Origin of the sequence: Actinoplanes sp. CA-051413, from assembly GCF_050955795.1 — a bacterium.
In the GTDB taxonomy this organism is placed as follows: Bacteria; Actinomycetota; Actinomycetes; order Mycobacteriales; family Micromonosporaceae; genus Actinoplanes.
This window is the reverse complement of record NZ_CP192100.1, coordinates 5,080,930-5,094,324: the sequence shown is the minus strand read 5'-3', so window position 1 is coordinate 5,094,324 and position 13,395 is coordinate 5,080,930. Positions and strand designations below refer to the sequence as shown.

At 73.0% G+C, this 13,395-nt stretch carries 12 protein-coding genes and 1 riboswitch; of the genes, 7 read left to right on the top strand and 5 right to left on the bottom strand.

The window, feature by feature from the left end; all coding sequences use genetic code 11:
• Window positions 1–363 precede the first annotated feature (363 nt).
• Window positions 364–912: a 2'-5' RNA ligase family protein gene (locus ACQP2Y_RS24030; RefSeq protein ID WP_433717047.1), complete on the top strand. Its 549-nt coding sequence runs from the start codon at window positions 364–366 to the stop codon at window positions 910–912.
• A gap of 21 nt (window positions 913–933) precedes the next feature.
• Here ACQP2Y_RS24030 and ACQP2Y_RS24025 read toward each other — a convergent pair whose 3' ends face one another.
• Window positions 934–1,356, bottom strand: a complete 423-nt coding sequence (locus tag ACQP2Y_RS24025; protein ID WP_433717045.1) for a VOC family protein — start codon at window positions 1,354–1,356, stop codon at window positions 934–936.
• Between the two features lie 72 nt (window positions 1,357–1,428).
• Here ACQP2Y_RS24025 and ACQP2Y_RS24020 point away from each other — a divergent pair, with 72 nt between their 5' ends.
• From ACQP2Y_RS24020 to ACQP2Y_RS24000, 5 genes are all read left to right on the top strand, one after another.
• The gene (locus tag ACQP2Y_RS24020; protein WP_433717043.1) at window positions 1,429–2,424 is read left to right on the top strand and encodes an NAD-dependent epimerase/dehydratase family protein; all 996 of its coding nucleotides are present in this window, start codon (window positions 1,429–1,431) and stop codon (window positions 2,422–2,424) included.
• A 351-nt stretch (window positions 2,425–2,775) separates the two neighbouring features.
• Window positions 2,776–4,356, top strand: a complete 1,581-nt coding sequence (locus ACQP2Y_RS24015; protein ID WP_433717041.1) for an IucA/IucC family protein — start codon at window positions 2,776–2,778, stop codon at window positions 4,354–4,356.
• Window positions 4,353–5,972, top strand: a complete 1,620-nt coding sequence (locus ACQP2Y_RS24010) for an IucA/IucC family protein (protein WP_433717039.1) — start codon at window positions 4,353–4,355, stop codon at window positions 5,970–5,972. The genes ACQP2Y_RS24015 and ACQP2Y_RS24010 overlap by 4 nt, the downstream gene beginning before the upstream one ends.
• Window positions 5,959–7,116 (top strand): alanine racemase, encoded by a 1,158-nt coding sequence (locus ACQP2Y_RS24005; protein WP_433717037.1) that lies wholly within the window; start codon window positions 5,959–5,961, stop codon window positions 7,114–7,116. The genes ACQP2Y_RS24010 and ACQP2Y_RS24005 overlap by 14 nt, the downstream gene beginning before the upstream one ends.
• Before the next feature lies 1 nt (window position 7,117).
• Window positions 7,118–7,576 carry an NUDIX hydrolase gene (locus ACQP2Y_RS24000; RefSeq protein ID WP_433717035.1) on the top strand — a complete coding sequence of 153 codons (459 nt, stop codon included), beginning with the start codon at window positions 7,118–7,120 and terminating at the stop codon, window positions 7,574–7,576.
• On the opposite strand, the gene ACQP2Y_RS23995 is transcribed toward ACQP2Y_RS24000, so the two are convergent.
• The 3 genes from ACQP2Y_RS23995 to ACQP2Y_RS23985 are packed head-to-tail and all read right to left on the bottom strand — an operon-like array spanning window position 7,542 to window position 9,992.
• Complete coding sequence (locus ACQP2Y_RS23995) at window positions 7,542–8,210, bottom strand: class I SAM-dependent methyltransferase (protein ID WP_433717033.1); 669 nt, start codon at window positions 8,208–8,210, stop codon at window positions 7,542–7,544. The genes ACQP2Y_RS24000 and ACQP2Y_RS23995 overlap by 35 nt on opposite strands.
• A complete protein-coding gene (locus tag ACQP2Y_RS23990) occupies window positions 8,207–8,704 on the bottom strand; it encodes a peptide deformylase (RefSeq protein WP_433717031.1) in 498 nt (165 codons plus the stop codon). The genes ACQP2Y_RS23995 and ACQP2Y_RS23990 overlap by 4 nt, the downstream gene beginning before the upstream one ends.
• Window positions 8,705–8,735: 31 nt before the next feature.
• Window positions 8,736–9,992, bottom strand: coding sequence for a chorismate-binding protein (locus ACQP2Y_RS23985; protein WP_433717029.1), 1,257 nt, complete (start codon window positions 9,990–9,992; stop codon window positions 8,736–8,738).
• 121 nt (window positions 9,993–10,113) lie between these two features.
• Between ACQP2Y_RS23985 and ACQP2Y_RS23980 the strand changes: the two genes are divergently transcribed.
• Window positions 10,114–10,314 (top strand): DUF5999 family protein, encoded by a 201-nt coding sequence (locus ACQP2Y_RS23980; RefSeq protein ID WP_212986528.1) that lies wholly within the window; start codon window positions 10,114–10,116, stop codon window positions 10,312–10,314.
• A gap of 68 nt (window positions 10,315–10,382) precedes the next feature.
• Here the strand turns inward: ACQP2Y_RS23980 and gcvP are convergent, their stop codons facing one another.
• The gene (gene gcvP, locus ACQP2Y_RS23975) at window positions 10,383–13,190 is read right to left on the bottom strand and encodes an aminomethyl-transferring glycine dehydrogenase (RefSeq protein WP_433717026.1); all 2,808 of its coding nucleotides are present in this window, start codon (window positions 13,188–13,190) and stop codon (window positions 10,383–10,385) included.
• Window positions 13,191–13,267: 77 nt separating this feature from the next.
• Window positions 13,268–13,355: riboswitch (glycine riboswitch) on the bottom strand.
• Window positions 13,356–13,395: the final 40 nt, after the last annotated feature.

Sequence of the window (13,395 nt, the reverse complement as noted above, 5' to 3'; positions counted from 1 at the left end):
CAACCCCTGAAACGGTCAGTCAGCCGGACGCGCGTCCGCGCGACCCGCGGCCGAACGGCAGGGCTTGGCTCGTTTGCCAGGCTGGCTCGTTTGCCAGGCTGGCAAACGAGCCAGCCGGTTCTGCGCTTCGCCCAGCTAGTGCCAGGCTGGCCGGTTTGCTGGCGGGGCGGTTCGCCGCTCCAGCCGGGCTGGCCGGTATGCCGGGCCAGGCGGTATCCCTGCAGAGGCGCGGGTGGTGGGACCAAACCAGGTGCGGATGGTCGGACCGGACCATGCGCCGAGGGCAGAGTGCCGGGATACCGACCTTCCCGACCCGATCGGACAGCACCCAAAACCGATAGCCCGCCCCGCAAGAATCAACCCATGGAACCCACCCACACCGCCCTCATCATCGAGGTCCCCGCCGCCGAACCAGCCGTCAGCGCCCACCGCACCGCCCTCGACCGCGCCGCCTCCTGGGGCGTGCGCGCCCACATCACCCTCGTCTTCCCGTTCCTGCCCCCAGACAAGATCAACGACGACACCCTGGCCGCCATCCACCAGATCGCCGCTACGGAAACCCCCTTCGAGGTGACCCTGGACCGCATCGGCTGGTTCGGCGACACCGTGGTCTGGCTCGCCCCGACCCCGGCCCGACCCTTCATCACCCTCACCGCCGCCCTAGCCGCACGATTCCCCCAGGCCCAGCCCTACGGCGGCGCATTCGACGAGACGATCCCGCACCTCACCATCGGCCACGACCACCCCCGGCCCACCCTCGAAGCAGCCGCCGCCGCAGTCACCCGCCACCTGCCGATCACCACCACCGTCACCGCGATCCGCCTGATCGCCGGCGCCCGCGAACCCGGCGGCAACTGGCACCCCGTCGCCGACTTCCCCCTCGGCGCCTCACCCGCCGACAAAGGCGCCTGACCCCGCGGACAAAACCGCGCCTCAGCCCGCCACGCAGAACTCGTTGCCCTCCGGATCAGCCAGCACCACGTGATGCGTGCCGTCCACCGCCAGCACCGACGCACCCGCGCCCACCAGCTGCGCCACCTTCGCCTCGACCCGCTCCCACACCTGCTCCGGCGAGCCGTACCGGCCCACCCGTACGTCGATGTGCAGTCTGTTCTTCGCCACCTTCGGCTCCGGCACCTCCAGGAACACCAGCCGCGGACCGATCCCCTCCGGATCGTGCAGCCACGCCCCGCCGCCCTCGTCCTCACCCGGCGGACCGAACGACGCCGCCCACTCCTCCCGGGTCCGGAACGGCGCCGGCGGCGGCTCGTCCACATAGCCCAGCGCCAGCTTCCAGAACTGCGCCAGCTCCACCGCCCGCGCACAGTCGAAGGTCAGGTCCACCCGCAACGCCATCTCGCACCCCCGGTTCCGCTGTCAGCGATCACATCTTCCGCTCGGGGTACGACAAAAGGCATCGTCGACGCCATGAAGCTGCTCGTGCTCGGCGGCACAGGGTTCGTCGGTCCCGCCCTCATCGACGAGGCCCAGAATCGCGGGCACAACGTCACCGTCCTCAACCGCGGCCACCAGCCACCCCCACCGGGCACCGCCGGCCTCACCGGCGACCGCCTCACCCCCGCCGGCCTGACCGCCCTGACCGGCGGCACCTGGGATCTCGTCGTCGACACCTGGTCCGGTCGCCCCAGCGCCGTCCGCGACGCCGCCCGGGCCCTCGACGGCCGCGCCGGCCACTACACGTACCTCTCGAGCCGCAGCGTGCACGCCGACACCGACACCCCCGCACGCACCGAGAACGACCCGCTCGTCGACGCCTCCCCCGACTCCGACGACGACGGCAACTACTCGGCCGCCAAACGCGGCGCCGAACTCGCCGCGGAGCAGAACTTCACCGGCCCGGTCCTGCACGCCCGCGCCGGACTGATTCTGGGCCCCCGGGAGAACATCGGCCGCCTCCCCTGGTGGCTCAACCGCCTCGCCCGCGGCGGACCCACCCTCGCGCCCGGTCCGAAAGACCTGAAACTGCAGTACATCGACGCCCGCGACCTGGCCACCTGGATGCTCGACGCCGCGGAACAAGGCGCCGCCGGCCCCTACAACGTGGTCAGCCCACCCGGCCACACCACGATGGCCGAGCTGCTGGAAACAGCGAACGAGGTCACCGGCAACCACGCGGACCTGCACTGGGCCGACCCCCAGGCAATCCTCGACGCCGGCATCGAACCCTGGATGGACCTCCCCATCTGGCTCACCGGCAACGACTACGCGTTCATGCACGGCGCCGACGTAACGAAAGCCCAGGCCATGGGCCTGAAGATCCGCCCGGTGCGCGAGACGATCGTCGACACGTGGACCTGGCTGCAACAAATCGGCGGTACGGCCCCACAACGCCCCGACCGCACACCGGTAGGCCTCGACGCAGCCAAAGAAGCAGACTTCCTCAAGGCGATGGCCAAGAAGTAAAGGCCGACCCCGCACGAACCCCCGCACGGTGGCTACGGAAAACGCCCCCGACGAACACCCCACAGTGCGGCAGTTGACCTGACCGCAAGCCGCCCGAACCCGCAGCGGGACGCCACACCACAAGCGACGACGAGCCCACCCCCGCCGCCGGTGCGCAGTAACCGCACCCCGTGATCGACCCTGCGCCGAATCCCCCAAGGCTGAATTCAAATCAGGGTCAGTCGTTGATTCCTTTTTGGTTTGGAACAGCCGTGCGCGAGCGATCGAGCGCACACCCTGTAAGGCATCCTAGGATGTTAGATGGCCGGCCCGGCCCGACCCCCACAAGCCGACTGCCGGAGAATATGACCCGTGCCCACACCACCGACCACCCCAGCACCACCCGACGGGCACACCGCCGACCCCACCCGAACGCGCACCGAGCTGCACAAACACCGCCCGGACCTGGTAGCGGCCTACGACGCGGCCCTCCCAGCGGCCCGAGCCGAGATCATGGCCCGCCTCCTCAACGCCCTGCACCACGAACCGCTCCCCGGCGTAACCCACCGTGCACACCACGTCGAACTCGCCGACGGCCGCACCCTGACTGCCCCCACCGCAGCCACCCTCCCCTTCGCCACCCCCGAACCCGGCCTCACCGCCTGGCTCACTCAGGACGGAGGCCGCCCGGACGAGGCCTACGACGACCCCGCCACCCTGTTGCGCGTCCTGAACCTCGGCCCCCACACCGAACGCCTCGCCCACGAGCTCGACAACAGCGTCGCCAACCTGGCCCTCGCCTACGCCGATCCCCCACCCACCCCCGCCTCGCAAGACCTCAAGAGAGCCCAAGGCGACCCCGACGGCCTGGGCCGCCTCGAGCAGCGGGTCCTCGAAGGCCACCCCCTGCACCCCTGCACCCGTGCCCGCGGCGGCATGACCGTCGCCGACGTCCTGGCCTACGCCCCCGAGCACCGCCCCGTCATCCGCCTGCGCCGCCTCGCCGTCCCGCCCGACCGCTGGTACGGCGACACCCCACCACTCCTCCACGCCCACCCCTGGCAGGCCGAACGCCTCACCGCCCGCTACCCCTGGCTGACCGACGCCGGCGAGACCGAGCCGGTCCGCCCCCTCATGTCTCTGCGCACCGTCGCTCCCCTGTCCGGCGCCGACCATCTCAAGACCGCCGTCGACATCCAGATGACCTCCGCCGTGCGTACCGTCTCACCGGCCGCGATCCACAACGGCCCGCGACTGTCCGATCTGCTCGCCACCCTCACCGCCGACCTGCCCCTGACCGTCCTGCGGGAGACCGCCGCCGGCGCGGTCCTGATCGACGGCCGGCCGCAGCGCCACCTCGCCTATCTGCGCCGCCAGGCCCCGCGGATCACCGCGACCGAGACCGTGCTGCCGCTGGGTGCCCTGCCGGAGCTGCTGCCCGGGCTGGCCACCGACCCGTACGCGTGGTGGCACGACCTCGTGCACCTGCTGCTGCCGCCGCTGCTGACCGTCCTGGATCGCGGCGTCGCGCTGGAGGCCCACGGGCAGAACACGCTGCTGGTCCTCGACGGCGGCCGGCCGTCCCGGATCGTCTACCGGGACCTGGGTGGTGTCCGGGTCAGCGCCCGCCGGCTGCGCGCCCATGGCGTCGAGGCACCGCCGGTCGAGGGTGACCTGCCCACCGACGACCCGGACGTGCTGCGCACCAAGCTGGCCGCCGCCGTTCTCGGCACGGTCGCCGGGCAGCTCATCGCCGCGCTGGCCCGCGCCGGCGCCGACCCGGAACGGCTCTGGGCAGCCACCGCCGCCGCGATCCGGGGCACCGCGACCAGCGACGCGGCTCGGCTGCTCAGCGACCCGCTGCCGGTCAAGGCGACCACGGCGATGCGGCTGGCCGACGACCCGCTCGACGACCTCTGGACCACCCACGACAATCCGATGGCGGGGGCATGACACGCAGCCTGGCGACCCGGCGGCTCGCCATGACCGCCGCCCACACCGGCGCGGCGCTGGCCGTGCACGCACCGCAGCTCAGTGACGGGTTCACCGCCGCGCTGCCCGAGGCGGCCGACGTCGTCGGGCGGCGGCTGCGGGGCGCGCTGGTCCGGGAGGGGATCGTGCCGGCCGCGCCCGGCGACCGGATGCACGCCTTCCACCGCGTCGAGTACTCCACCGCGGGCGCCGATGATCCCGCCGACCTGCTGCCGGAGCGGCTGCCGGGCAACGCCGCCGGGTTCGCCGCCGAGCTGCGCAACGCCGTGGTCAACCTGGCCGTGGCCATGGCCCGGCACGCGCACACGCCCGCCACCGATCCGGACCACGCCGCGGTCGCCGGGGAACGGCTCGCCGTCGCCGGGCACAACCTACACCCGTGCGGGCGGACCCGGCTGGGCTGGGACACCAGCGACGTGCTCGCCCACGATCTGGAGGCCGGGCACACCCGGCTCGGGTTCATCGCCGTCCGCGACGACCTGCACCTGGGCGACGACGTCGGCACCGCCCTGCGGGAGGTGTATCCGCAGCTGCCGCACGCGCCGGCGGGCTACCGGTTGCAGCCGGTGCACGCCTGGCAGCGCGACGCCGTGCTGCCGTCGCGCTACCGCGACCTGCTCGACAGCGGGGCGCTGCGGATCCTGGACGACGAGCTCGACGCGATCCCGACGGCCGCGCTGCGGACGCTGCTGCTGCCGGTCGCCGCGGACGGCACCCGCCGGTACGTGAAGGTGTCGCTGGACATCCAGGTCACCTCGACGCGGCGCAGCATCAGCGTGGCCAGCACCCGCAACGGCCCGGCCGTGTCCGTGCTGCTGCACCGGCTCGTCGCCGACGACCCGGCCGCGGACCGGCTGCTGCTGATGGCCGAGACCGCCGGGGCGGCCGTACCGGCCGGGTCGGGGCGGGACATGGCCGCGATCATGCGCGACGGTCTCACCGGGCGGCTGCGCCCCGGCGAGCAGGCGGTGCCGGGTGGGGCGCTGCCGTTCGTCGCCGCCGCGCTGGTGGCCGAGTTCGCCACGAGTACGGGACGACGCGACGACGCGGGCGCGGCGGCGGCGTTCCTGGACGCGTACACGCGGCTGGTCGTGCCGCCGCTGCTGCGGCTGACGCTGCGCGGGGTGGCTCTGGAGGCGCACCTGCAGAACTGCCTGCCCACGTTCGCTGGCGGGGTGCCGCAGCGTCTCGCCGTGCGGGACTTCGCCGGGTTGCGGTTGCACCCGGGCCGGCTGGCGGCCGCCGGGCACGACGTGACGCTGTGGCCCGGTTCGGTGGTTGGGACGGACGATGCCGCGGTGCTGCGCGCCAAGATCGGCTACACGGCGTTCCAGGCGCATCTGGGTGAGCTGGTGATCCGGCTCGGTGAGTCGCACGGGCTGGACGAGGACGCCGCGTGGCGGATCGTGCGGGCCGTCGTCGACGAGACCTACGCCGGGGCGGGTGAGCTCGCGGCGCAGGACCACGCCGCGTTCACTGCGCCGACCGTGCCGCACAAGGCGCTGGTGCGGATGCGCCTGGCCGGGGGCGGCGACGAGTACCTGCCGGTGGAGAATCCCCTGCATGCCGGCGCCTGAGCACGTCGCCACCGCGCTGCGGGCCCTGCCGCGGCCGGTGTGCGCCTACGTCTACGACACGGCCGCGCTGCGGGAGCGGGCCGCCGCACTCCGGGCCGCGCTGCCGACGGGCACGACCCTGCTGTACGCGGTGAAGGCCAACGGGCACCCGGCGGTCGTACGTACCCTCGGCGCGGCCTGCGACGGCCTGGAGGTCGCCTCCGGCGGTGAGCTCGAGCTGGCGGTCGCGGCCGGCGCCGGCCGGATCGTCTTCGGCGGGCCGGGCAAGACCGACGCCGAGCTGGCCGCGGCCGTGGCCGCGGGCGCGCAGGTCAACGTGGAGAGCGGCCACGAGCTGCGGCGCCTGGACCGGGCCGCCCGGGCGGCCGGGACGGTCGTGGACGCGGCGGTACGGGTCAACCGCGCGCAGGCCGCGCTGCCCGGCAGCCACGCCATGACGGGTACGCCCACCCCGTTCGGTGTCGACGAGCAGGAACTGGCCCGGGTGCTGACCCTGCCGCTGACCTCGGTCCGGATCATCGGCTTCCACCTGCACGCCGTGTCGAACAACCTGGACGCCGCCGCCCACGCCCGATTCGTCGCCGAGGCGCTGGACTGGTCGGTGGCCACCGCCGCCCGGCACGGCTTGGACCTGCGGCTGGTCAACGTCGGCGGCGGCCTGGGCGTCGACTACCTCAGCGACGCCACCATCGACCTCGGTGAGCTGCGGGCCGGGCTGGCCGGGCTGACGGTGCCGGCCGGCGTGGAACTGATCGTCGAGCCCGGCCGGATCCTGGCCGCCGACGCCGGCTGGTACGCCGCCGAGGTCCTCGACCTCAAGCACACCCACGGCCGCTGGTTCGCGGTGCTGCGCGGCGGCACCCATCACTTCCGGCTGCCCGCCGCCTGGGGCTACAGCCACCCGTTCACCGTGCTGCCCGTCGACGACTGGCCCTACGAGTGGCCCCGCCCGCAGGTCACCGACGTCACCGTGGACGCCGTCGGGGAGCTGTGCACCCCGCGTGACGTCCTCGCCCGCGACCAGCCCGTGGACCGGCTGCGCATCGGCGACGTGCTGGTCTTCGCGCGCACCGGCGCGTACGGCTGGGACATCTCCCACCACGACTTCCTGCGCCACCCACCGCCACGATTCGAGGTGCTCTGACATGGACCCGGTCCACCGCCGCGCCGCCCGGGTCGTCTGCGTCGACGCGGACGGCCGCATCCTGCTGCTGCACTGGCGGGACCCGGTCGACGGCCACGACGTGTGGGAGCCGCCCGGCGGCGGCGTCGAGCCCGGCGAGGACTTCCGGGCCGCGGCCCGCCGGGAGCTGGCCGAGGAGACCGGGCTCGACCCGGCCGCCGTGACCGGGCCGTCGGTGACCGTGCTGCGGGACTTCCGGTGGAAAGGACAGCACTTCCGCGGGCCCGAGGAGTTCTTCCTGGCCCGCTACCACGTCGCCCGGCCGCCCCTGGCCCGCGACGGTCTCATGCCTGACGAGCAGCTCAGCCTGGCCGGGCACGCCTGGCTGAGCCCGGCCGAGCTCAGCGGCCTGGCCGGGCTGGACCCGCCGGACCTGGCCGAGGTCATCAGCCGGCTCGGAACTCCGCCCGCCAGCGCCTGATCAGCGGGTCGTCGGGGTCAGCGATCTCGTCGACCCGAACCGGCGTCAGGCCCGGGGTGGCGAACGCGTCGATCTCCGCGCGGGTCAGCGGCCACGGCGGGCCGTCGGTGTCCGTACCGGTCGCGGCGGCCGCGAGGACCAGCAGGGTGCCGCCGGGCGCGACCAGCGGGCCCATGTTGGCGATCGCCCGGTCCCGGACCGGCTGGGGCAGGGCCTGCACGTTGTTGCTCTCGCACACCAGGTCGAAGCCGCCGCGCCACTGCGGCGGCGGGTCCAGCAGATCGGCCACGCCGTACTCGACCCGGGAGTCCGGGTGCCGCTCGCGGGCCGTGCGCACGGCGGTGGCGGAGATGTCGAACGCCGTGGTGGTGAAGCCCAGCCCGGCCAGGAACTCGGCGTCGCGGCCCAGCCCGCAGCCGACGACCAGGGCGCGGCGGCCGGCGCCGGTGACCGAGCCGTCGCGGACCCACTCGGCGAGCAGCTTGCTGGGCCGCGGCACGTCCCACGGCACCTCGGCGGTGCCCGCGCCGGCTTCGGCGTACAGCTGCTCGAACCAGCCGGTGGGATCACCGGCCGCCAGCGACGCGGCGGCCAGGCGGGTGGTGTCCGGCACCGTGGGGTCCGGCGCGCTCATCGGCGGGCCGCCCGCGGTCCGCGGCGCAGCTCACGCAGGGCCTGGCGGCGGACGTCGCCGGTCAGCGTGTCGATGTAGAGCCGGCCGTCGAGGTGGTCGGTCTCGTGCTGCAACGCCCGGGCCAGCAGCCCGGTGCCCTTGATCGTCAGCGGCTCACCGAACTGGTCGACGCCGGTGGCGGTCACCGACCAGGCGCGCCGGGTCGGATACTCCATACCCGGCAGCGACAGGCAGCCCTCGTCGTCGTCCTGCTCACCGTCGGGCTCCGACAGCACCGGGTTGATCAGGTGTCCGACCACGCCGTCGACGTTGTACGAGAACGCGCGCAGGCCGACACCGATCTGCGGGGCGGCGACCCCGGCCCGGCCGGGCTCGCGCACGGTGTCCTCCAGGTCGGTGATCAGCGCCCGCAGGTCGTCGTCGAACGTGACTACCTCGGCCGCGGGGGTCCGCAGCACCGGGTCGCCGTAGAAACGGATGGGTCGCACAGTCATGGCCTCAACCTAGGCGAAGAGGGCGCGCGGCTCAGGGACCGGCCAGCGCGGCGCGCATCGGGGCCGCCTTGGCCGCCGCCTCGTCGACCTCCGCCCACGGGTCACTGTCGATGGTGATGCCGCCGCCGGCCCACAGATGCACCCGTTCACCGTCGACGGCCGCCGTACGGATGCTCAAGCCCAGGTCGACGTGGTCGGTGCCGACCCAGCCCAGCGCGCCCATGGCGACGCCGCGGCCGACCGGCTCCAGCCGGGCGATCTCGCGCAGCGCCGCGTGCTTGGGCGCGCCGGTCACCGAGCCGCCCGGGCACAACGCCCGCAGCAGCTCGGGCAGGCCCACCGGCTGCTCGATCGGGGCGGAGACCACCGACTCGGCCTGCCACAGCTCGCACCAGCGGCGCACCGCGAACAGCTCGTCCACCCGGACCGCGCCCACACCGAGGCGGGCCAGGTCGTTGCGTTCCAGGTCGACGATCATCACGTGCTCGGCGCGTTCCTTGGCCGAGGCGAGCAGCTCGCGGTGGCCCTGCTCGGTGGCCGGCCGGGTGCCCTTGATCGGCCGGGTGATCACCCGGCCGCCGCGGACCTCGACCAGCGTCTCCGGCGTGGCCGTCGCCACGGCCCAGCCGTCGCCGCTCAGCACGCCGCCGTAGCGCGCGCCGGGCAGAGCGGCCACCCGGGCCAGGGCCGGCCCCGGATCACCCGTGTACGGCGCTGAGGCATGCCCCACGACGTTGACCTGATAGACATCGCCACGCCCGATCGCGGCCCGGACGGCGGTGACCGCGGCGGCGTGCTCGGCCCGGCTCCAACTGTCGTGCCACGGACCCAGCCGCCACTCGTCCGGGCGTGCACCCGCTGCGGAACCTCCCGAATTGCCGGAGCCGATCGCACACGCTCCCATGACGGAGGGTGACGGCTCGGTGGGGTCGCGGTGGGTGTGCACGACGGCCACCACATCCGGGATCCCGGGGACCGGAGAGGGCGCTCCGGGAGGCCCGCCGATGATCACCGAACCGGCCGACGCGGACACGTACAGTGTTGCGCCACATGGGGTTCCCACGCCGGTCGGGTGAAATTGGGTGGCCGTTCGGCCGATGTCTCGCACCGGCAGTCCGTTGCCTTCGAGGAACGCCGAGACAAGCTCTGCGGGGTCGCCGCCATCACCCACCGACCACTCGAAACGGTATGACTCACCGTGACGGCCCTGGCAGGACGCCGGAGAACCCGGTTGAGGACCCCGCCCGGGTGTCGGAAAGTGGTCGGCGGCGGCTCTGCCGTGGAACATCAGAACAGTGGATTCTCTCAATGGGGCGCCGTCACTCACGAGATCCGGATTCGTTCGGATGGGAGTAGTGTTCCGCCCCGTTGATGTGAAGCACGACACAACCCCCTACCGGAGACACCCGATGTGCCAGCACCAGAAGTCCTGCCCCTCTGCCGAAGCCGTCGACCGCGAAGCGGCCCGGATCGTGGCGACCTTCCCCGAGCAGGGATGGAGCCTGCTCTGCAACGGTGTCATCGTTTTCGAGGACACCGGTGAGCTGCTGCCCGACGGCAGGACGATCGCACCACACCGCGGACCGGCCGTGCACGCCCTGGCGGCCTGAGAGACCTGCGACACGCCCGCGGGCCGACCGGAAGCACCACCCCCGGCCGACCCGCGACGGACCCGCCATTAGTCCTCGAACGCCTCCGGCGAGGGGCACGAGCAGACCAGGTTCCGGTCCCCGTACGCCCCGTCGATGCGCCGCACCGGCGGCCAGTACTTCGAGGTCCGGTCCACCCCGGCCGGGAAACCCGCCAGCGACCGCGGGTACGCGTGCTGCCACTCGTCCGCCGTCACCGCCGCCGCCGTGTGCGGGGCGTTGTGCAGCGGATTGTCGTCCCGCGGCCACTCCCCCGCCGCCACCCGCTCGATCTCGGCCCGGATCGCGATCATCGCGTCGCAGAACCGGTCCAGCTCGGCCAGGTCCTCGCTCTCGGTCGGCTCCACCATCAGCGTCCCGGCCACCGGGAACGACATCGTCGGCGCGTGGAAGCCGTAGTCGATGAGCCGCTTGGCCACATCGTCGACCGACACACCCGTCGCCTTGGTCAGCGGCCGCAGGTCCAGGATGCACTCGTGCGCGACCAGGCCCTCGTTGCCGGCGTACAGCACCGGGTAGTGCTCCCGCAGCCGCGCCGCCACGTAGTTCGCCGCCAGCACCGCCACCCCGGTCGCCGCGGCCAGCCCCTCCGGGCCCATCATCCGCAGGTACGCCCACGAGATCGGCAGGATCCCGGCCGAGCCGTGCGCCGCCGCCGACACCGCGTGGTGCTCACCGGGCTCCAGCGGGTCACCCGGCAGGAACTCCGCCAGATGCGCGCGCACCGCGACCGGGCCCACCCCAGGGCCACCGCCGCCGTGCGGGATGCAGAACGTCTTGTGCAGGTTCAGGTGCGACACGTCCGCGCCGAACTTGCCCGGCTTGGCGAAACCGACCAGCGCGTTGAGGTTCGCCCCATCGACGTACACCTGACCGCCCGCGTCGTGCACCGCGCCGCACAACTCCGCGATGCCCTTCTCGTAGACACCGTGGGTCGACGGATACGTCACCATGATCGCCGCCAGCGCGTCCGCGTGCTTCTCGATCTTGGCCGCCAGGTCACCCAGGTCCACGTTGCCGTTCTCGTCGCAGGCCACCACGACCACCCGCATGCCCGCCATCACCGCGCTGGCCGCGTTCGTGCCGTGCGCACTCGACGGGATCAGGCACACGTCACGGTGGGTCTCGCCCCGCGAACGGTGATAGCCCCGGATCGCCAGCAGACCCGCCAGCTCACCCTGCGAACCCGCGTTCGGCTGCACGCTCACCGCGTCGTACCCGGTGACCTCGGCCAGCCAGCCCTCCAGCTGAGCCACCAGCGCCTCGTAGCCCGCCGTCTGCGACGCCGGCGCGTACGGGTGGATGTTGGCGAACTCGGCCCAGCTGACCGGCTCCATCTCGGTGGTCGCGTTCAGCTTCATCGTGCACGAGCCCAGCGGGATCATGCCCCGGTCCAGCGCGTAGTCGCGGTCCGACAACTTGCGCAGGTACCGCAGCATCGCCGTCTCCGAGTGGTGCGCCGAGAACACCGGGTGGGTCAGATAGTCGGTGGTGCGCTCCAGACCCGCCGGCAACGCCGCCCCGGCAGCCGGAGCCGGCGCCGCATTGAACGCGGCCAGCACCGCCTCGACGTGCGCCGGCGTCGTCGTCTCGTCACAGGCGACCGACACCCGGTCGGCGTCCACCAGCCGCAGATTGATCCCCGCACCCTCGGCCGCCGCGACCACCTCGGCCGCCCGGCCCGGCACCACCGCGGTCACCGTGTCGAAGAACGCGGCGTGCGCGACCTCCACCCCGGCCGCGGCCAGCCCGGCCGCGACCGCACCGGCCCGCTCATGGGTACGCCGGGCGATCTCCCGCAGCCCCGCCGGACCGTGATACACCGCGTACATGCTCGCCATCACCGCCAGCAGGACCTGCGCGGTGCAGATGTTGCTCGTCGCCCGCTCCCGCCGGATGTGCTGCTCACGCGTCTGCAGCGCCAGCCGGTAAGCCGGTGCGCCGTCCGCGTCCCGCGACACCCCGACCAGCCGGCCCGGCAACGAGCGCTCCAGCCCGGCGCGCACGGCCAGGTAACCGGCGTGCGGGCCACCGAAGCCCAGCGGTACGCCGAAACGCTGCGTCGTGCCCGCCGCGATGTCCGCCCCGATCTCGCCGGGCGCCCGCAGCAGCGTCAGCGCCAGCAGGTCCGCCGCCACCGTCACCAGCGCACCCACCGCGTGCGCCGCCTCGACCAAAGCCGCGTGATCGCGCACCGCGCCCGAAGCGCCCGGATACTGCACGTGCAGCCCGAAGAACTCCGCCGGCAGCTCCGCACCCGCGTCCAGGTCGGCCAGGACGATCTCGATACCCAGCGGCTCGGCCCGGGTCCGCAGGATCGCCAGCGTCTGCGGCAGCGTGTCCGCGTCGACCACGTACACCGGGCTCTTGCTCTTGCTCGACCGGCGCGCCAGCGTCATCGCCTCGGCCACCGCCGTGCCCTCGTCCAGCATCGACGCGTTCGCCGTGGTCAGGCCGGTCAGATCGGTCACCATCGTCTGGAAGTTCAGCAGCGCCTCCAGCCGGCCCTGACTGATCTCCGGCTGGTACGGCGTGTACGCCGTGTACCAGGCCGGATTCTCCAGCACGTTGCGCCGGATCACCGCCGGGGTGAACGTGCCGTAGTAGCCGAGCCCGATCATCGAGGTCGCCACCGTGTTACGGCCCGCGATCTCCCGCAGCTCCGCGATCGCCTCCTCCTCGGAAGCGGCAGCCGGCAGCTCCAGCGACCCGTGCCAGCGGATCACCTCCGGAATGGCGGCATCCATCAGCGCTTCGAGGGAGGCATACCCGATCGCCTTGAGCATCTGGGTCTGCGCATCGGCATCCGGGCCGATGTGGCGGTCAGCGAACGTCATAGCGGCTCCTGCGGGGAGAAAGAGGTCGACGGCAGCAACCTCCCCCTCTGTCATACCCACAGGGCACTCCAGAGTCGCCTACCTACGCGGTCCTTTTGCCTGAGAGGTTCCGGGGAGGATTTGCCCCTTCGGCGCCACCGAGATGGTCTCTCCCGCGCGGTGTACGGCTGCTACGAACCTACCAGCGCGCACGTTTCGATCATGT